Origin of the sequence: Streptomyces sp. NPDC048001, from assembly GCF_043203115.1 — a bacterium.
GTDB lineage: Bacteria > Actinomycetota > Actinomycetes > Streptomycetales > Streptomycetaceae > Streptomyces > Streptomyces sanyensis.
Genome location: NZ_JBIDBN010000017.1, coordinates 61,770 through 78,901, shown reverse-complemented (window position 1 = coordinate 78,901; position 17,132 = coordinate 61,770). Strand labels below are relative to the sequence as shown.

Below are 17,132 nucleotides of genomic sequence, written 5' to 3'. Positions count from 1 at the left end.
ACCGTCCCCCGCCCTGTCACAACGCCTGGTCCCATCTGCGGGTTCCCGGGCGCAGCGGATACAGTCAGCGTCGCGCCAACCAAGGGGACAGGAGAGGGTCATTACCGCCAACCGGCAGACGAGCTGGGCGTTCGCCGACGCCTTTCTCGCCGAGGACGACGCTCTGCACTGGGCCCGCGAGCGGGCCCGGGAGACGGGGCTGTCCCCGGTGTCGCCCGGCACGGGCTCGGCGCTGCGTCTGCTGGCCGCCACCGCCGAGGCCAAGGCGGTGGCCGAGATCGGCACGGGCACCGGTGTCTCGGGGATCTACCTCCTCCAGGGCATGCGGCCGGACGGCGTCCTGACCACGGTGGACCTGGAGCCCGAGCGGCAGCAGTTCGCCCGGGAGGCCTTCCGGGCCGCGGGATTCGCGGCCAACCGCGCCCGTTTCATCCCCGGCGGAGCCCTCGACGTCCTGCCGCGCCTGGCGGACGGCGGATACGACCTGGTCTTCTGCGACGGCGACCGGGCGGAGTCGCTGGAGTACCTTGCTGAATCGTTGCGCCTGCTGCGGCCGGGCGGCGTCGTCTGCTTCGAGGGCGTCTTCACGGACGGCCGTACGGTGGATTCCGCGGCCCAGCCGGTCGAGGTGCTGCGGGTGCGCGAACTGCTGCGCGCCGTGCGGGAGAGCGCCGAACTGCTCCCGACGCTGCTGCCGGTGGGCGACGGGCTGCTCTGCGCCGTACGCAGGCCCTGACCGGCGCGCCGAGGACCGGGCCCGGACGCACCGCGGCCCCGGCACACTCCGGTACCGGGGCCGCTTGAGCCGGGCTGCGTCAGCCGACGACCTTCTTCAGGGCGTCACCGAGTGCGTCGGCTTCGTCTGGAGTCAGCTCGACGACAAGCCGACCGCCGCCTTCGAGCGGAACGCGCATGACGATGCCCCGCCCCTCCTTGGTCACCTCGAGCGGGCCGTCGCCCGTCCGCGGCTTCATGGCCGCCATGCTCGTTCCCCTTCCTGAAACCAGCTCACCGCAGCCGGCGGCCCCATGACAGGTGCTGTGTCACCGGCATCGAACACATTGCTTCCAGGCCATTATCCCGCATGGCGGGACCCAAAGACCAACATCAGTCCGCATCGCTTGGGCAACGCGCTTCCGCAAAACCACCCAATTCGGCGATCAGCCTGCGATACTTCGCGCTCACCGGTCGCCGCGGTGCCGCCACCGGACCTCCGGCACTTTGACGCAGGTCACACCACCGCACCGGACGCACAGCGGTGATCTCCGCCATGCTGGGCCCCGACACTGCCGTCACACCGCAAAGGGGAACACCGCCATGGCGGACGCCGTGCTCTACGACGTGAGCGACGGACTCGCGACGATCACGCTCAACCGGCCCGAGGCCATGAACGCGATGAACGTCGAGGCCAAGGTCGCCCTCCGCGACGCGGCGCGCGCCGCCGCGGCGGACGAGGCCGTACGGGCGGTGCTCCTGACGGCGACGGGGAAGGCCTTCTGCGTCGGGCAGGACCTCAAGGAGCACGTGGCGCTGCTCGCCGCTGCCGCCGAGACCGGGTCCCGGGACGTGATGACCACCGTCCGCGAGCACTACAACCCGATCGTGGAGGCGCTCGCCGGGATGGCGAAGCCCGTGGTCGCCGGGGTCAACGGCGTCGCCGCCGGGGCGGGCCTGGGGTTCGCGCTCGCCGCCGACCACCGCATCGTCGCCGACACCGCCACCTTCACCACCTCCTTCGCGGGGGTGGCGCTGACCGCGGACTCCGGGGTCTCCTGGACGCTGCCGCGGCTGGTCGGGCCGAGCCGTGCGGCCGACCTGCTGCTCTTCCCCCGCTCCTTCGGCGCGCAGGAGGCGTACGACTGGGGCATCGCCAACCGGGTCGTGCCGGCGGCCGAGCTGCACGCCGAGGCGGAGAAGGCGGCCAGGGCGCTCGCGGCCGGGCCGACGCTGGCCTACGCGGCCCTCAAGGAGTCCCTCGCCTACGGGGCGGCGCACTCGCTGACCGAGTCCCTTGCCAAGGAGGAGGAGCTCCAGTCGAGGGCGGGAGCCTCCGAGGACCACGCGATCGCCGTGAAGGCCTTCCTCGCCAAGGAGCGCCCGGCCTACGTGGGCCGCTGACGCGCGACCGCGGACCGCGGACCGCGGACCGGGGCGCGGCGGGGAGGCCGGGCCCCGGTCGGCCGGGCGGGCGCCGCCGCGCCGCCGGGCCCGGCGTCCCGGCAGCCGTGCGGAGCGCGCCGCCCCCGTCCGGGGGGCCGGAGCCGTCCGGGGGACCGGAGCTATCCGGGGGGCCGGAGCGCGGGGACGGGAGAGCGGCGGGCCAGGCAGTCGGCCAGGTGGTCGTCGACCAGCCCGCAGGCCTGCATCAGCGCATAGGCCGTCGTCGGGCCCACGAACCGCAGCCCGCGCTTCTTCAGCGCCTTGGCGAGGGCCGCCGACTCGTCCGTGGTGGCCGGCACCTCGGCCGTGCTGCGCGGGGCGGGCCGCCCCTCGGCGGCGGGCGCGTGCGACCAGATCAGGGCGTCCAGCTCCCCGGCCGGCCAGTCGGCGAGCACCCGGGCGTTGGCCAGGGTGGCCTCGACCTTGGCCCGGTTGCGGATGATGCCGGGATCGCCGAGCAGGCGCTCCGCGTCGGCCTCGGTGAACCGGGCCACCTCGGCGATGCGGAACCCGGCGAAGGCGCGCCGGAACCCCTCCCGGCGGCGCAGGATCGTGATCCACGACAGCCCCGACTGGAAGGCCTCCAGGCACAGGCGCTCGAAGAGCTCGTCGTCGCCGTGGACGGGGCGGCCCCACTCCTCGTCGTGGTAGGCCGTGTAGTCCTCGGCGGACACCCCCCAGGGGCAGCGGAGCCGCCCGTCCGGGCCGGGCAGCGCGCCGGTGCTCATCGGCCCTCCTCCCCGCCGCGCTCGTCGAAGAGGTCCGGCCGCACGGCGGTGGCCCGGGCCCCGGCGAGGGCGGACTCCAGTTCGGCGATCCGGGCGTCGCGCTCGGAGAGCTCGGCGCCCAGCCGGTCCAGCACCTCGTCGACGTCGCCCATGCGGTACCCGCGCGGGGTCACCGGCAGGCGCAGGGCGTCCACGTCGGCACGGGCGACGGGGCGGTGTGCGGGCAGCGGGTCCACGGGCTGCTCGGGCGCGGCGTCCGGCAGCACGGCGCTGCCGGTGCCGCCGACCACCGCGAGCGTGACCGCGGCGACCACCACCACCATGGTGATCAGCAAGAAAAAGAACACGAGCGACCCTCTCCCCGAAAAGCCCGGACCCCGGCCCGGTGTCGACGTCCCGTGCCGATCGTGCCACGGGAGACTGACGGTGCCGATGGTGCCACGGCACTCTGACAGTAGGGTCGCAGGCGGACGACCCGAGGAGGAACTGCGGATGCTGCGGCTGGGACGGCGTGAGTTCGCCACGCACGAGCCGGTGATCATGGCGATCGTGAACCGGACCCCCGACTCCTTCTACGACCAGGGAGCCACCTTCCGCGACGAGCCGGCGCTCGCCCGGGTCGAGCAGGCGGTGGCCGAGGGCGCGGCCATCGTCGACATCGGCGGGGTGAAAGCGGGCCCCGGCGAGGAGGTCACGGCCGAGGAGGAGGCCCGGCGCACGGTCGGCTTCGTCGCCGAGGTCCGCAGGCGCCACCCGGACGTGGTGATCAGTGTGGACACCTGGCGCCACGAGGTGGGCGAGGCCGTGTGCGAGGCGGGCGCGGACGTGCTCAACGACGCCTGGGGCGGGGTGGACCCCAAGCTGGCCGAGGTGGCCGCCCGGCACGGCGCCGGCCTGGTGTGCACCCACGCGGGCGGCGCCGAGCCGCGCACCCGGCCGCACCGGATCGCCTACGAGGACGTGATGGCGGACATCCTGCGAGTGACCGTGGGGCTCGCCGAACGCGCGGTGGCCCTCGGCGTGCGGCGGGACGGCATCATGATCGACCCCGGCCACGACTTCGGGAAGAACACCCGGCACAGCCTGGAGGCCACCCGCAGGCTCGGCGAGATGGCGGCGACCGGCTGGCCGGTGCTGGTGTCCCTGTCGAACAAGGACTTCGTCGGGGAGACGCTGGACAAGCCGGTCAAGGAGCGGGTCCTCGGCACGCTGGCCACCACGGCGGTCTCCGCCTGGCTGGGCGCCCGGGTGTACCGGGTCCACGAGGTGGCCGAGACCCGGCAGGTGCTGGACATGGTGGCCTCGATCGCGGGCCACCGCCCGCCGGCGGTGGCCCGCAGGGGCCTGGCCTGAGCCCCGGGGAGGGCGTCAGGCCTGGTGGCCGGTCTCCTTGGTGACCAGGGCCACGGCCTCCTCCACGGAGTCCGTGACGTGGAACAGGGTCAGGTCGTGTTCGGAGGCCTTGCCCCCGGCCACCACGCTGTCCCGCAGCCAGTCGACCAGCCCGCTCCAGTAGGAGCTGCCGAAGAGGACGATCGGGAAGCGGGTGACCTTGCGGGTCTGGACGAGGGTGAGGGCCTCGAACAGCTCGTCCAGCGTGCCCAGCCCGCCGGGCAGCACCACGAAGCCCTGGGCGTACTTGACGAACATCGTCTTCCGGACGAAGAAGTAGCGGAAGTTCACGCCGATGTCGACATGGGCGTTGATGCCCTGCTCGAAGGGGAGCTCGATACCGAGCCCCACCGAGACGCCCTTCGCCTCCCGGGCCCCCTTGTTCGCCGCCTCCATGGCGCCCGGCCCGCCGCCGGTGATCACCGCGAAGCCCGCCTCGGCCAGCGCCCGGCCGAGCTCGACGCCCGTCTCGTACTCCGGGGTGCCGGGCTTGGTGCGGGCCGAGCCGAAGACGCTGATGGCGCTGGGGAGTTCGGCGAGGGCGCCGAAGCCCTCCACGAACTCCGACTGGATCCGCATCACCCGCCACGGGTCGGTGTGGACCCACTGCGAGTCGCCCTCGGTGTCCAGCAGCCGCTGGTCGGTCGTTCCGGGCTGGACCTGCCCCCTGCGGCGCAGTACCGGCCCCAGTCGCTGCTCCTCCAACGCGCGCAGCCCCTCGGAGTTGCCGCTCATGACCTGCTCCCTCCGCCGAACATCATGTGCTTCGGGACAGGGTAGGTCGGCGCAGGTGACGAATGGCGGAATCAGGGCGATCGACGGGGGGTGGGCTTGGTTTCCCCGGCCCGGACGCCGACCGCCGCCGGACCGGCCGGGGCGGCCCGGACGCCCGGGCCGGTCCGGGCGGCCGTGCGGTGCCCACCCGCCCGGGCCGGAGCGTGCCGCCCGCTCCCCGCACCCCTCGGGGCCTGCTCCCGCGCGCACGCCTCGGGAGCCGAGCCGCTCCCGCGCCCTCAGGAGCTGAGCCACTCCCGCAGCCGCCGCTCGCAGTGGACGATCCGGTCGGTCCGCACGTGCTCGTCCCGCTTGTGCGCGTACAGCGGGTCCCCGGGTCCGTAGTTGACGGCCGGGACGCCCAGTGCGCTGAAGCGCGAGACGTCCGTCCAGCCGAACTTGGGGCGCGCGGTGCCGCCCACGGCGGCCATGAACGCGGCCGCGGCCGGGTGCGACAGACCGGGCAGGGCGCCCCCGGTGTGGTCGTCGACCACGAACTCGCTCACCCCGCAGTCGGCGAAGACCTCGCGGACGTGCGCCTCGGCCTCCGCCATGCTGCGGTCGGGCGCGTACCGGAAGTTCACCACGACCGTGCAGGCGTCCGGGATGACGTTGGTGGCGACGCCGCCCTCGATGCCCACCGCGTTGAGGCCCTCCCGGTACTCCAGGCCGTCGATCTCCACCCGGCGGGGCCGGTAGGAGGCGAGGCGGGCCAGGATGGGGGAGGCCGCGTGGATGGCGTTGGAGCCCATCCAGCCGCGCGCGGAGTGGGACCGCTCCCCCGCGGTGCGCAGATGGACCCGCAGGGTCCCCTGGCAGCCGCCCTCCACCTCGGCGTCCGAGCCCTCCAGCAGGATGGCGAAGTCCCCCTCCAGCCAGTCGGGGTGCGCCTCGGCGACGTGCCCGAGGCCGTTGAGGTGGGCGGCGACCTCCTCGTTGTCGTAGAAGACGAAGGTCAGGTCGCGGTTGGGCTCGGGCACCGTGGCGGCGATGCGCAGCTGCACGGCCACGCCCGACTTCATGTCGCTGGTGCCGCAGCCCCACAGCACCCCGTCCCCGTCGAGCCGGGAGGGGACGTTGTCGGCGATCGGGACCGTGTCGATGTGCCCGGCGAGCACCACGCGCTCCGCCCTGCCGAGGCGGGTGCGGGCCACGACGTTGTTGCCGTGGCGGTCGACGGTGAGGTGGGGCAGGGCGCGCAGGGCCTGCTCGATGGCGTCGGCGAGGGGCTTCTCCTGGCCGCTGACCGAGGGGAAGTCGACCAGCGCGGCGGTGAGCGCCGGGCCGTCGAGGCTGAGGTCGAGCGTGGTGTCGGGCATGGCCCCGAGCCTATGTCCTCGGCCCGCCGCGAGGCGGTCGCGGTCCGGCCCCCGCGGGGCCGGGGCCGGGGCCGTCCCGGGGGCTCCCTCCGCCGGGGGGAGGTCGGCCGGAGCCGCCGCGGCGGGGCTCCAGTACCGTGTGCCTCGTGTCCGAGACCGCCTCCCCCGTCCGGCGCGGCCGCCTGCGGCGGTTCGCCGCCGCGCTCCTCGTGCTGCTGGCGCTGGCCGGCTACGTCGCCGTGCGGTACGTCACCGGCGGCGGCCCGCCCGGTTGCGTCGTCCGGGCCTCGGAGAAGGGCGGAGCGGCGTACCGGCTGACGGCCGAGCAGGCCGACAACGCGGCCACCATCGCCGCGGTGGGCACCACCCGCGGCATGCCGCAGCGCGCGGTCACCATCGCGCTGGCGACCGCCATGCAGGAGTCGGCGCTGCGGAACATCACCTACGGCGACCGCGACTCCCTCGGCCTGTTCCAGCAGCGCCCCTCGCAGGGCTGGGGGACGCCGGAGCAGATCCTCGACCCGGTCTACTCGGCCGGGATCTTCTACGACCACCTCGCCGAGGTGCCCGGCTACTCGCGGCTGCCGCTGACGGTGGCCGCGCAGCGGGTCCAGCGCAGCGGCTTCCCGCAGGCCTACGCCAAGCACGAGCCGGACGCGACCCTGCTGTCCGCCGCGCTCACCGGCGGCGCCTCGGCGGCGCTCAGCTGCGCGGTGCGCCCGGACGGCCGGGCGGGGGACGCCTCGGCCGTGCAGGAGGAGCTGGCCCGGGCGTTCGGCCCCGGTGTGCTGCCGCCGTCCGCCCCGGCGGCGGGGGCCCCGGGCTCCTCGGTCCTCTCCGTGCCGGTGGACCGGCCGGACCCCGACGAGGCCGACGGGGCCGACCGCCGGGGCTGGGAGCTGGCGCACTGGGCCGTGGCGCGCTCCGACGCGCTGCGGGTCGCCGAGGTCTCCTACGCGGGTCGCGTGTGGAGCTCCGACCGGGCGGTGGAGGGCTGGCGCGCTCAGCGGCCGGCCCGGGGCGACGACACCGGCAGCGTCCGGATACGCGTCGCCCGCTAGGGACCGTCCCGCAGAACGGTCACGACTCGATACGCACCTCGTGCCTGATGGGGCACTAGCTCGTCCAGCTGTGGGCCACGTCGACCACGACCCGGTCGTCCAGCTGGAGCACGCGGAACGGCAGTCGGGCACGCACACCGAGACCGACCTGTGTCTCGCCCTCGAAAGTGCTGCCGAACCGGGTGTCCCGGAAGGTGGTGTACCCGCCGACGTTCACGCCGGGCAGGGGCTCACCGGCTTCGCCCGGGTAGGTCGGCGCGCCGGCCTCCAGGTCGTAGCTCCACGCGCCGACGCGGATGTCGAGGATCGCCCCGCCGGCGACCGGGATGTACTCGCCCGAGGGGCTCGCGTGGAACCGGTCCACGTACTGGACGTGGTAACCGATCCGGTCACCACCGCCGGGCACGTCGAACACGATGCGGTCGAAGCACGCGTGCCGTCCGGTCCGGACGTCCTCCAAGTGATCGGCCCCCAGGGGGGCACCGCCCTTCGCGCCGCTGCCCCAGCCCGTGGGACAGACGGCCGCCGCCGCCCGCGACCGCTCCGCCGGGGCCGCGCCCGCGGTACCCGCCGCCGTCCCCAGGGTGCCACCCGCAAGCACGAGCACCGCCACTGCCGCTCCGATACGCCGCATCATTTCCCCTTTGATCGCGTGTGGTCACGGACTCCGATGTCAGGTGAGACAACCCGCGGCACCCGGACGGTTGCACGCCGGTCGGGCACAATCCGGGAAATCCGCCGTCAGCCGTCGCCGCTCGACCGCGGCCCCGGTTCCCACCGGGGATCGGCCACGACTCGACGGGCCTCCCGGATGGGGCACCAGTACGAAGGTTCACCCTCGGGAGCCACGGCACCCCCGCCGGGGGTCCCGCGCGGGCCGTGCGGACAACCGGCGGTCAGGGGAGGCGGAGCGGCGCCCGGCAACGGGAGTGACGTTCCTGCGCCCTTTCGGACATGACGGTGTTCGCCCGTTTTCGGCCGAGCCCGGCCCTTCGGCCCGTTACCGATTCTTTACCTTGGGGTGCCGCAACTTACCCCGCCCTCCCGCCGGTTGTCAGGACGTCCGTGCACGGACAGCAGCACCACCGCACAGTCCGAACGTCCTCTCGCTTCAAGGAGCACCATGTCCCTCCCCCTGACCCGTCGGATCGCCCGTGCCGCGCTGCTCATCGCGGCGGGAGCAGCTCCCGTGGTCGGTGCGGCCGGCTCCGCGGGCGCTGCCACCCTCCCCGAGACCCCCGTCGGGGGCCTGACGGCGCTCGACACCGCGAACGTCGACGGTACGGTCGACAGCGTCTCCAGGGAGACCACCGAGGTCGCCGGCCAGGTCGGCGGCCCGACCGCCGAGAAGGCCGCGCCCGCCGCGACCGGGACCCTGGGCAAGGCGGCCGGGCAGGCCGCCCCGGTCGCGGAGCGGGCGGCCGGCGACGCCGCGGGTGAGGCGGGCGGCCTGCTCGGCGGCGGTCTGCCGACCGACACGCTGGCCGGCGGCGCCACCGGCGCCCTCGGCGGGGGTCTGCCGCTGGGCGGCTGACCGCCGGCACGCACGTGCGGAGGGGCCCGGCGGCGTCGCCGGGCCCCTCCGCACGTCCGCGGGCGCGACCGGGGCTCCCGCTGCCGGGGCCCCGGCAGCCGTCACCCGAGGCGCTTGACCGCGGCCTCCACCCGCTCGTCGGTGGCCGTGAACGCCACCCGCACGAAGCGGGCGCCCGCCTCGCCGTAGAAGTCGCCGGGGGCGACCAGGATGCCCCGCTCGGCGAGGCGGGCCACGGTGTCCCAGCACGGCTCGTCCCGCGTCGCCCAGAGGTACAGGCTCGCCTCGCTGTGCTCGATCCGGAAGCCGTCCGACTCCAGCGCCGTGCGCAGCGCCGCCCGCCGGGCCGCGTAGCGCGCCCGCTGCCCGGCCACGTGCACGTCGTCGCCCAGGGCGGCGACCGTCGCGGCCTGCACGGGCGCCGGGGTCATCATCCCGCCGTGCTTGCGGATGGTCAGGAGCTCGCCGAGCACCCCGGCGTCACCGACGAGGAACGCCGCGCGGTACCCGGCCAGGTTGGAGCGCTTGGAGAGCGAGTGGACGGCGACGACGCCCTCGTAGGAACCGCCGCAGACGTCGGGGTGGAGCACCGAGACCGGCTCCGCCTCCCAGCCGAGCTCCAGGTAGCACTCGTCGCTGAACAGCAGCACCCCGTGCTCGCGCGCCCAGGCCACGGTGCGGGCCAGCTCCTCCCTGCCCAGCACCCTGCCGGTGGGGTTGGAGGGCGAGTTGAGCCAGAGCAGGCGCAGCCCCCGCGGGTCGAGCTCGGTCGGGTCGTCGTACACCACCGGGGTGGCGCCGCACAGCCGGGCGCCCACCTCGTAGGTCGGGTACGCCAGCCGGGGGTAGGCGACCGCGTCGCCGGCCCCGAGGCCCAGCTGGGTCGGCAGCCAGGCCACCAGTTCCTTGGAGCCCACCACCGGCAGCACGTTGGTGTGCTGCGGGTCCACCGCGCCGAGCCGGCGGGCGGCCCAGCCGGTGAGCGCGTCGCGCAGGGCGGGCGTACCCCAGACCGTCGGGTAGCCGGGCGAGTCGGCGGCGTCCACGAGGGCCTGCCGGACGATCTCCGGGACGGGGTCGACCGGGGTGCCGACGGACAGGTCGACGATGCCGTCGGCATGGGCCGCGGCCGTCGCCTTGAACGGTTCGAGCTTGTCCCAGGGGAAGACGGGGAGGCGCGACGAGACTGCGGCCACGGCGGGGACTCACTTTCTGGTGCGGCGGGCGGGGATACGCCGCGGTCCCGCACGACGGGTGCCGTGCGGGACCGGGGCGTGCGCAGGGGTGGCCCGCCGGTGCGGCGGGCCGGACCGCTCGGGGCGGCTCAGCCGTTCTGCGGCGGCAGGGCGGCGATGAAGGGGTGGTCCCGCTCGATCAGGCCGAGCTTGGACGCGCCACCGGGCGAACCGAGCTCGTCGAAGAACTCGACGTTCGCCTTGTAGTAGTCCTTCCACTCCTCCGGGGTGTCGTCCTCGTAGAAGATCGCCTCCACCGGGCAGACCGGCTCGCAAGCACCGCAGTCGACGCATTCGTCCGGGTGGATGTACAAGGACCGGGAGCCCTCGTAGATGCAGTCGACGGGGCACTCCTCGATGCACGCCTTGTCCTTCACGTCGACACAAGGCTGCGCGATGACGTAGGTCACGCTGTCGTTCCTCCTCGGTAAGGGCTGGCTTGCGCGGGAGCGCGGCGTCGTCGATGCCCGCCCCTAGTATCTCCGTTCCTGGGGACGATCCGAACAGGAGGGGCGGAGGAACCGTGGAATTCACTGCCGGCGGGCGGCTCGTGGTCCGAATCAGCCCGGCTGACGTGGGGAAACGAGTGTCGGTCAGGAGTGCGGGGGCAGCCACTCGAGCGGGTGCCCGGTTCACCGACACGGTCGGGGTTCTCACATCGTGGACCGACGGTGTGCTGCTGATCACACGGCGCACCGGCGAGAGCGTCCGTGTCCCGGAGTCCTCACTGGTGGCGGGCCGGACGGTGCCGGCCGCCCCCGCCCGGCGCCGGGGCCCGGCGGCGTCCTTCGAGGAGCTCGCGCGGGCGACGTCCCGGGCCTGGCGGCCGCTGGAGGCCGAGCGCCTCGGCGACTGGGAGCTGCGTGCCGCGTCCGGGTTCACCCGGCGCGCCAACTCGGTGCTGCCGCTGGGCGACCCCGGGATGCCGCTGGACCAGGCGCTGGAGCGGGTGCGCGCCTGGTACGGGGCGCGCGGGCTGCCCGCCTACGTCCAGGCGGCGACCGGCGCCGCGGGTACCCAGGAGGAGCTGTGCGCGGCGCTGGAGGAGCGCGGCTGGCAGCGCGAGGTCTCCGCGGAGGTGCTGGTCGGCCCCCTCGCCCCGCTGGCCGACCGGGACGCGGACGGCTCCCGCGTCCTGGTCTCGCGCACGGCCGGGGAGGGCTGGCTGCGCCGCTACGGGCGCTTCGGGGGCGCGGCGGGGGAGCCGCCCGCCCCGGTGCGGGCGGTGCTCGCCGCCGGCCCCTCGGTGTGGTTCGCCTCCGTGCCGGGGGCGGACGGGGTGCCGGAGGCGATCGGCCGCTGCGTCGTCGACGGGCGCTGGGCGGGTTTCATGGCCGTCGAGGTGGCCCCGGAGCACCGGCGCAGGGGCCTGGGCACGGCGGTGATGGCCGCCCTGGCGGGCCGGGCGCTCGCGGAGGGCGCCTCGGCCTCCTGGCTCCAGGTCGAGGCGGGCAACGGGGCCGCACAGGCCCTGTACGCGGGTCTCGGCTTCACCGTGCACCACCACTACCACCACTTCCGCGCCTGAGGCTCCGGCCGTGCCCCGGGGGCGCGGCCGGAGGGACAATGGGCGCACCGCGGCGGCCGGCGGGGGCCTCGGGCCCCTGTGCGCACGGCCGCGAGCGGCGCGCGGGCGCCGCCGGTCGGACGAGTCCTGGACGGGGTACGACAGCCATATGCACCACCACCGCGCGCACGAGGACCGGGCAGGGAGTCCCTGGCGGCGCCGGTTCGCCGAGGAGGCCCGGGCGGACCGGCCGGATCTGGCGCTGCTGTGCCTGCTCATCGGCACGGAGGCCGACGAGGAGTTCGGCGAGGAGGGCATCGACGCGGCCCAGATCGAACTCGACCGGCTGTCCGGGGCGCTGCCCTACGGGGTGCGCGGACCGGGCGCCCAGGCACGGGCCCTGGGCGGGTTGCTGGGCGGCCGGGAGGGCTTCCACGGGGTCCCGGCCGACTACCGGCGGCTGGAGTCCTCGCTGCTCCACGAGGTGCTGCGGCGCCGGCGGGGCCTGCCGATCCTGTTGTCGGTGGTGTGGACGGAGGTGGCCCGCCGGGCGGGGTGGCCCGTGTACGGCGTCGCGCTGCCGGGCCATTTCGTGGTGGGCTTCGGGGAGGCGGACGGGCAGGTGCTCGCCGACCCGTTCGCGGCCGGCCGGACGCTGTCGCCCGAGGACGCCGGGCTGCTGGTCGCGGGCGGCACCGGCACGGCGCTCACCCCGGAGATGCTGGAACCCGCCGATCCGCGGGCGGTCGTCACCCGGATCCTGAACAACGTCCGCGCCTGGGCCTCGGCCCGCCCCGAGCGGTCGGACGTGGCGCTCTGGGCGCTGGACCTGCTGCTCCTGCTGCCCTCGCACCCCGCGCGCCTGCGCTACGAGCGGGCCCGGCTGCTGGTGCAGCGGGGCTCCTTCACCGAGGGCGCCGCGGAGATGGAGGCGTACGCGGACGTGGTGGCCGCGGTGGAGCCCGCCGCGGCCGAGGCCCTGAGGAGCCAGGCACGCGGTGCACGGGCGCGGCTGAACTGACCGGCCGGAGGGGAGCCGGGGCCGGGCGGTGCCGGGAGCGCCGCAGGCCCGGGCGGACCGCTCGCGCGGAATCCGCCCGGGCCTGCGGCCGGGTGTGCGGCGGGGCCGGTCAGCTGGGGTCGAGTTCGATGACGGCGGTCCGCTCGGCGGGGGTCGTGCCCCGCAGCGCGGGGCCCATGGCCTGGGCCACGTCGTCGGCGGAGACCTCGTACTGGCGGCCGTCCCCCTTGGTGATCATGATGCCGTCGAAGACGCCCTCCAGGAGCTCCTCGATGGCGGCCTTGTCGTAGTGCTCGACCAGCTTCCCGTCGACGGCCTTCATCGACAGGATCCTCGGCAGGGACCTGGCCGGGCCGAACTGGATCTGCTTGCCCCCGGCCTGGATGGTGATCAGGCCGGACATCGCGGGCTCGGCGAACTCCTTCATCGCCCGGTCGAGCTCGGCCTGGGTGACGGCGGGCTCCCGGGTGGTGAGCGGCAGCGTCACCACGTTGGGGCTGCCCGTCTCGACCTGCGCGCGGTACGCGTCCTTGACGGTGACCATCGACCGGGCGACGTCCACGGTCTCGCCGGGCTTGCCCGGCACGGCCACGGCGCGTCCCGTCTCGAAGCGGATCGTCCCCTCGGAGGCGGAGTCGGCGGAGCCGGCCAGGTCGGCGAGGGCCACGCTCAGCTTCTCCTCGTCGACGAGGATCACCGGCTGCGCGACCCGCTCGCCCCCGAAGAGGGAGCCGATCACGGAGACCGGGTTGTAGTCGCTGCCGGCCGCCGCGCGGACCGTGGCCTGGCTGTCCAGCGACAGCCCGGCCTTGTCCGGCGCCAGTTCGCTCTTCTGGTCCCCGACGGCGAGCTGCATCGGGGCGGTCGCCCGCTCCCCGAGCGCCGCGTCGAGCGTTGCGACCGCCTCCTCGCGGGTGCCGCCGCCGATGTCCACGCCGAGCACCGTGGTGCTCTTCGGCACGTCCGAGTGGTTGAGGAGCAGCCCCGCGCCGTAGGCGACGGCGAGCAGCCCGATCACGCCCGCTCCGGCGAGCACCAGCTTGGAGCGTCCCTTCCTGGCGGGTGCGGGCGCCGGGCGGCTCTCGGGCTCGGGCTCCGGTGCGGTCGCCGCGGGGCCCGGGCGTCCCGCGGGGAACCCGGCGCCCGGGCCCTGGGGGAACCCGCTGCCGGGCGCGGTGCCGCGCGGGCCCGCGTCCCGGCCCGCGGGCGGGAAGGGGGCGCGCCGCTCGCCGGGGACGACCGGGATGCCGCTGCTCAGCGTGTCGCCCGAGACCTGGCCGCCGGGCGGCTCGGGCGCGGGGCGCTGCGGGGTGAGCACGGCGGTGTCGTCGGAGACGCCCGGCGGCCCCGCCGGACCGCCGGGGCCCTGGCCGAGGTCGCCGGGGGCGAACTGCAGCTCCCCGGTGGCCGGACCCGAGGTGGGGCCGGCGGGGCCCGTCGCCCCGGCGAAGGGGTCTCCCGGGGGCGGGGTGGGCGCGGGGCCGACGACGGGGCCGTCCTGGGCCAGCAGCGGGTTGGGGCCGGTGCCGCGCAGGGCGCCGCCCGTGCCCGCGCCGGTACCGCTGAGCGGCCGGGTGGGCAGGCCCGGGGGCCCGGGGGTCCCGGCTCCCTCGGCGAGGTCGGCGAGGGAGGAGCGCGGCGCGGCCTCCGGTCCGGTCTCCTGACCGGAGGGGGTCCCGGGCGCGGGACCGCTCCCGGGGGGCTGCGCGGGCACGGCGGGCTTGCGGGGCGCGAACCAGTCGCTGGTCGCCGCCTTCTCCTCGCCCGGGGGTGCCGCCGCGGGGCGGGGCGCCTCCTGTTCGGCGGGGGGCCGCGGAGTGCTGCCGGTGCGCTCGGCGGCGCCGTCGCCTCCCGCGCCCGCGTCCGGGCGGCCCGCCCCGTCGGTGTCGCTCATCGGCGTGCGCATCACGACGGGCGGGATCGGCCGGGACCCCGGGATGTTGATCCGGATCCGGGTCGTCAGGGTCGTCTCGGTCTTCGGCTCGTCCGGGCGGCGCTCCGGGGTCCGGGCGTCGTCCGGCTCGTCCTGCGGATGCAGCGACGGATACTGGCGGGAACCGTACGGCGGGGTTCCCGAGGGGTACGCGGCTCCACCGCCCCCCTGGGGGCCGGAGGACGAACTGTCAGTTTCACGACTCAAAGCAGGTTCTCCCGGTTGGCTCCGCCGCCCGTTCTTACTGGAACGCTGCTGCTGCGGGCGGCTCGGCGGCGCGCACCACCATACTGTTTGGCGCCGACGGACACCCCGGGGCCGCGTCAAGCGGCACCCGTCCGTGCCCGGCGGACCGTGTGCGCACGGCCGGTTCACGGGCTCCCCCGCCCGTTGACCGCCTCACCCTAGGCGCTGCGCGCACGCGGGGTGCAGCGGGGGTGCGGCGGCGGTGTGCGGAAGCCGTGGACATCGCCGGCCCGGCGCGCGGACGGCCCACCGGCGGGGCCGGGCACCGCACTTGCCCGCCCGCGCGCCGTTCGGCGCCCCCGCGGGCGGGCCCCCGGGCGTCTGCCGCCCGGTGGTCCCTACCGGCCCGTACCGCCGTCCCGGCGCCCGGACCGCCACAGAGTGGCGCAGATCACAGCGGCGGCCATCCCGCCCAGCATGAAGGCGATCGGCCCGATACCGGAGGCGAACAGGGCGTCCCCCTCCGGCCGTCCGGTGCTCAGCAGGACGATCGCGAGCAGCCAGCCGACCGTCGGCCAGACCACACCCAGTTGCGTACCGGTGGCCTCGCGGGCGCCGGCGAAGAGGGCCGCGGTGCCCAGCAGGGAGAGGACCAAGCCGCCCGGGAACCAGGCGGCTTGGAGCAGCGAGCCGGCCAGGCCGACGACCGCCCCGAGCAGGAGCAGTCCGGCGTAGGCCGCGATACGCCCCGGGCTCGGCCGCCCGCCGGGGAAGACACCCGGGAGGTGCTGCCCGCTCATGCCGCACCTCCGGCGGCGCCACGGGCCGCGCCGTGGACGGCCTCCCCCGCCGGACGGGGCACGGTGCCCCCGTCCGGGAGGGGGATCCCCGCGAAGAGGTCGCGCTCGCGGCCGCCGTGCCCCTCGCCGGGGGTGCCGACGGCCAACTCGTAGTACTCGGTGGTGAACAGCGGCTGGCCCAGGTCGTTGGAGAGCGCGAAGAAGGGCCCTTCCACGGCGATCTGGGTGGCGTGCGCCCTCATCGCCGCGGCCTTGCGGTCGGCGTACGCCGAACCGTCGATCTCGGTGGTGACGCGCGCGTCGTCGACCACTCCGGGGACGTCGTCCGGGGAGCCGACGGCGGGGAACGGCCGCGTCCCGGCGGCCCGGAGCCGGTCGAAGCCCTCCTCGGCCACCGACCGCGGCACCCGGTTCCAGTAGATCTTGGCGATGGTGTGCGGTTCGCCCAGGTCCCGCCGGTAGGCGCGCTCGCCGGCCAGGTCCGCGGCCCGCATCGCGACCCGGTGCGCCTGGATGTGGTCGGGGTGCCCGTAGCCCCCGTCCGGGTCGTAGGTGACCAGCACCTGCGGCCGGACCGAGCGGATCACCTCCACCAGGTGGGCCGCGGCCTCGTCGACGTCGGTGTTCCAGAAGGCGCCCTCGCGGTGGTTCTGCTCGACGCCCATCATCCCGGAGTCGCGGTACCGGCCCCGGCCGCCGAGGAAGCGGTGGTCGCCGACGCCCAGCTCCTTCATGGCTGCCGCCAGTTCGCCCACCCGGTGGGGACCGAGGCGGTCCTCACGGTCGGGGGCGAGGTGGGCGAGCCCGGGCGGGATGACCTCGCCCTCCTCGCCGAGCGTGCAGGTCACCAGCGTGACATGGGCACCGGCTGCCGCGTACAGCGCCATCGTGGCGCCGTTGTTGATCGACTCGTCGTCGGGGTGGGCGTGCACCAGCAGCAGACGGCGGACGGGGAGATCCTTCATACGGCACAGCGTAGAGCGCCGGGGCACACGAAAGGGCCCGGAGCGCCGGGGACCGTCCGGCGGGTCGGGCGGCGGCCGCCGCGCGCCGTCCGGCCGCGGACGCGGACGGGCCCGCCCCGGCGGGGGCGCTCAGCGGTCCGCGGTCCGCCCCCCGGCGAACCGCGGGCCGGGCCTCAGAACTTGAGCCCTCCGATCATCCCGGCCACGTTCGAGGTCAGCTCGTTGAGCGTCGGGGCGATCGAGGAGCTGGCGAGGTAGAACCCGAGCAACACGCAGACCGCCGCATGCCCGCCCTTCAACCCGGACTTCCGGATCAGCAGGAAGACGACGATCGCCAGCAGCACCACCGCCGAAATCGAGAGTGCCACGGCGGTTCACCTCCACAGAATGTCGGTAGGGACGGTCCAGTTGCCTGTGCCGGAGGGTTCATACCCACCTTGCGCTACGGATCATAACTATCCGTGCCTCCGCATCGATCGGTGCACGGCAGCACATGGGGGCGCACGGGCCAGGCCCG

Annotated in this window: 19 protein-coding genes; 7 read left to right on the top strand and 12 right to left on the bottom strand. The window is 75.4% G+C overall.

From position 1 onward, the window contains the following. Positions 1-58: 58 nt before the first annotated feature. On the top strand, positions 59-736 hold the full coding sequence (locus ACGF15_RS26905) for an O-methyltransferase (protein WP_256524836.1): 678 nt from the start codon (positions 59-61) through the stop codon (positions 734-736). A gap of 79 nt (positions 737-815) precedes the next feature. Here the strand turns inward: ACGF15_RS26905 and ACGF15_RS26900 are convergent, their stop codons facing one another. Then, positions 816-983: a DUF3117 domain-containing protein gene (locus ACGF15_RS26900; protein WP_003966491.1), complete on the bottom strand. Its 168-nt coding sequence runs from the start codon at positions 981-983 to the stop codon at positions 816-818. 334 nt (positions 984-1,317) lie between these two features. Here ACGF15_RS26900 and ACGF15_RS26895 point away from each other — a divergent pair, with 334 nt between their 5' ends. Beyond that, a complete protein-coding gene (locus tag ACGF15_RS26895) occupies positions 1,318-2,118 on the top strand; it encodes an enoyl-CoA hydratase-related protein (protein WP_345612773.1) in 801 nt (266 codons plus the stop codon). Positions 2,119-2,279: 161 nt separating this feature from the next. On the opposite strand, the gene ACGF15_RS26890 is transcribed toward ACGF15_RS26895, so the two are convergent. Beyond that, complete coding sequence (locus ACGF15_RS26890) at positions 2,280-2,888, bottom strand: DNA-3-methyladenine glycosylase I (RefSeq protein ID WP_345612771.1); 609 nt, start codon at positions 2,886-2,888, stop codon at positions 2,280-2,282. Further along, complete coding sequence (locus ACGF15_RS26885) at positions 2,885-3,235, bottom strand: DivIVA domain-containing protein (protein ID WP_345612769.1); 351 nt, start codon at positions 3,233-3,235, stop codon at positions 2,885-2,887. The genes ACGF15_RS26890 and ACGF15_RS26885 overlap by 4 nt, the downstream gene beginning before the upstream one ends. A 145-nt stretch (positions 3,236-3,380) precedes the next feature. Here ACGF15_RS26885 and folP point away from each other — a divergent pair, with 145 nt between their 5' ends. Continuing rightward, a complete protein-coding gene (gene folP / locus ACGF15_RS26880) occupies positions 3,381-4,241 on the top strand; it encodes a dihydropteroate synthase (RefSeq protein WP_345612767.1) in 861 nt (286 codons plus the stop codon). A 15-nt stretch (positions 4,242-4,256) separates the two neighbouring features. On the opposite strand, the gene ACGF15_RS26875 is transcribed toward folP, so the two are convergent. Together ACGF15_RS26875 and dapE are read right to left on the bottom strand one after the other, a co-directional pair. After that, positions 4,257-5,015: a TIGR00730 family Rossman fold protein gene (locus tag ACGF15_RS26875; protein WP_345612765.1), complete on the bottom strand. Its 759-nt coding sequence runs from the start codon at positions 5,013-5,015 to the stop codon at positions 4,257-4,259. Between the two features lie 278 nt (positions 5,016-5,293). Further along, complete coding sequence (dapE, locus tag ACGF15_RS26870; RefSeq protein ID WP_345612763.1) at positions 5,294-6,373, bottom strand: succinyl-diaminopimelate desuccinylase; 1,080 nt, start codon at positions 6,371-6,373, stop codon at positions 5,294-5,296. A 146-nt stretch (positions 6,374-6,519) separates the two neighbouring features. Here dapE and ACGF15_RS26865 point away from each other — a divergent pair, with 146 nt between their 5' ends. Then, positions 6,520-7,434, top strand: a complete 915-nt coding sequence (locus ACGF15_RS26865; protein WP_345612761.1) for a hypothetical protein — start codon at positions 6,520-6,522, stop codon at positions 7,432-7,434. Positions 7,435-7,489: 55 nt separating this feature from the next. On the opposite strand, the gene ACGF15_RS26860 is transcribed toward ACGF15_RS26865, so the two are convergent. Further along, positions 7,490-8,068, bottom strand: a complete 579-nt coding sequence (locus tag ACGF15_RS26860; protein WP_345612759.1) for a hypothetical protein — start codon at positions 8,066-8,068, stop codon at positions 7,490-7,492. A 489-nt stretch (positions 8,069-8,557) separates the two neighbouring features. Between ACGF15_RS26860 and ACGF15_RS26855 the strand changes: the two genes are divergently transcribed. Next, positions 8,558-8,968: an ATP-binding protein gene (locus tag ACGF15_RS26855; RefSeq protein ID WP_345612757.1), complete on the top strand. Its 411-nt coding sequence runs from the start codon at positions 8,558-8,560 to the stop codon at positions 8,966-8,968. A 101-nt stretch (positions 8,969-9,069) separates the two neighbouring features. Here the strand turns inward: ACGF15_RS26855 and dapC are convergent, their stop codons facing one another. Then, positions 9,070-10,164 (bottom strand): succinyldiaminopimelate transaminase, encoded by a 1,095-nt coding sequence (gene dapC, locus ACGF15_RS26850; RefSeq protein WP_345612755.1) that lies wholly within the window; start codon positions 10,162-10,164, stop codon positions 9,070-9,072. A gap of 128 nt (positions 10,165-10,292) precedes the next feature. After that, positions 10,293-10,613, bottom strand: coding sequence for a ferredoxin (gene fdxA / locus ACGF15_RS26845; protein ID WP_003985062.1), 321 nt, complete (start codon positions 10,611-10,613; stop codon positions 10,293-10,295). A gap of 113 nt (positions 10,614-10,726) precedes the next feature. Here fdxA and ACGF15_RS26840 point away from each other — a divergent pair, with 113 nt between their 5' ends. Both ACGF15_RS26840 and ACGF15_RS26835 read left to right on the top strand, forming a co-directional pair. Continuing rightward, positions 10,727-11,731, top strand: a complete 1,005-nt coding sequence (locus ACGF15_RS26840) for a GNAT family N-acetyltransferase (protein ID WP_392802641.1) — start codon at positions 10,727-10,729, stop codon at positions 11,729-11,731. 148 nt (positions 11,732-11,879) lie between these two features. Then, positions 11,880-12,731, top strand: a complete 852-nt coding sequence (locus tag ACGF15_RS26835; protein WP_362615763.1) for a transglutaminase-like domain-containing protein — start codon at positions 11,880-11,882, stop codon at positions 12,729-12,731. 109 nt (positions 12,732-12,840) lie between these two features. Here ACGF15_RS26835 and ACGF15_RS26830 read toward each other — a convergent pair whose 3' ends face one another. The 4 genes from ACGF15_RS26830 to ACGF15_RS26815 all read right to left on the bottom strand — a co-directional run bounded on the left by ACGF15_RS26830 (position 12,841) and on the right by ACGF15_RS26815 (position 16,983). Then, a complete protein-coding gene (locus ACGF15_RS26830) occupies positions 12,841-14,871 on the bottom strand; it encodes a hypothetical protein (protein WP_392802638.1) in 2,031 nt (676 codons plus the stop codon). A gap of 377 nt (positions 14,872-15,248) precedes the next feature. Continuing rightward, positions 15,249-15,650, bottom strand: coding sequence for a DUF6113 family protein (locus tag ACGF15_RS26825; RefSeq protein WP_392802635.1), 402 nt, complete (start codon positions 15,648-15,650; stop codon positions 15,249-15,251). Then, on the bottom strand, positions 15,647-16,615 hold the full coding sequence (gene mshB, locus ACGF15_RS26820; protein WP_345612746.1) for an N-acetyl-1-D-myo-inositol-2-amino-2-deoxy-alpha-D-glucopyranoside deacetylase: 969 nt from the start codon (positions 16,613-16,615) through the stop codon (positions 15,647-15,649). The genes ACGF15_RS26825 and mshB overlap by 4 nt, the downstream gene beginning before the upstream one ends. A gap of 173 nt (positions 16,616-16,788) precedes the next feature. Further along, positions 16,789-16,983, bottom strand: a complete 195-nt coding sequence (locus tag ACGF15_RS26815) for a hypothetical protein (RefSeq protein ID WP_256524700.1) — start codon at positions 16,981-16,983, stop codon at positions 16,789-16,791. Positions 16,984-17,132 lie beyond the last annotated feature (149 nt).

Excerpts from the sequence above, each read along its gene's own strand:
- mshB (WP_345612746.1), bottom strand. The coding sequence starts at position 16,615 with ATGAAGGATCTCCCCGTCCGCCGTCTGCTGCTGGTGCACGCCCACCCC.
- ACGF15_RS26860 (WP_345612759.1), bottom strand. The coding sequence starts at position 8,068 with ATGCGGCGTATCGGAGCGGCAGTGGCGGTGCTCGTGCTTGCGGGTGGC.
- ACGF15_RS26900 (WP_003966491.1), bottom strand. The coding sequence starts at position 983 with ATGGCGGCCATGAAGCCGCGGACGGGCGACGGCCCGCTCGAGGTGACC.
- ACGF15_RS26835 (WP_362615763.1), top strand. The coding sequence starts at position 11,880 with ATGCACCACCACCGCGCGCACGAGGACCGGGCAGGGAGTCCCTGGCGG.
- ACGF15_RS26825 (WP_392802635.1), bottom strand. The coding sequence starts at position 15,650 with ATGAGCGGGCAGCACCTCCCGGGTGTCTTCCCCGGCGGGCGGCCGAGC.
- ACGF15_RS26875 (WP_345612765.1), bottom strand. The coding sequence starts at position 5,015 with ATGAGCGGCAACTCCGAGGGGCTGCGCGCGTTGGAGGAGCAGCGACTG.
- ACGF15_RS26855 (WP_345612757.1), top strand. The coding sequence starts at position 8,558 with ATGTCCCTCCCCCTGACCCGTCGGATCGCCCGTGCCGCGCTGCTCATC.
- ACGF15_RS26890 (WP_345612771.1), bottom strand. The coding sequence starts at position 2,888 with ATGAGCACCGGCGCGCTGCCCGGCCCGGACGGGCGGCTCCGCTGCCCC.
- ACGF15_RS26895 (WP_345612773.1), top strand. The coding sequence starts at position 1,318 with ATGGCGGACGCCGTGCTCTACGACGTGAGCGACGGACTCGCGACGATC.
- dapE (WP_345612763.1), bottom strand. The coding sequence starts at position 6,373 with ATGCCCGACACCACGCTCGACCTCAGCCTCGACGGCCCGGCGCTCACC.
- folP (WP_345612767.1), top strand. The coding sequence starts at position 3,381 with ATGCTGCGGCTGGGACGGCGTGAGTTCGCCACGCACGAGCCGGTGATC.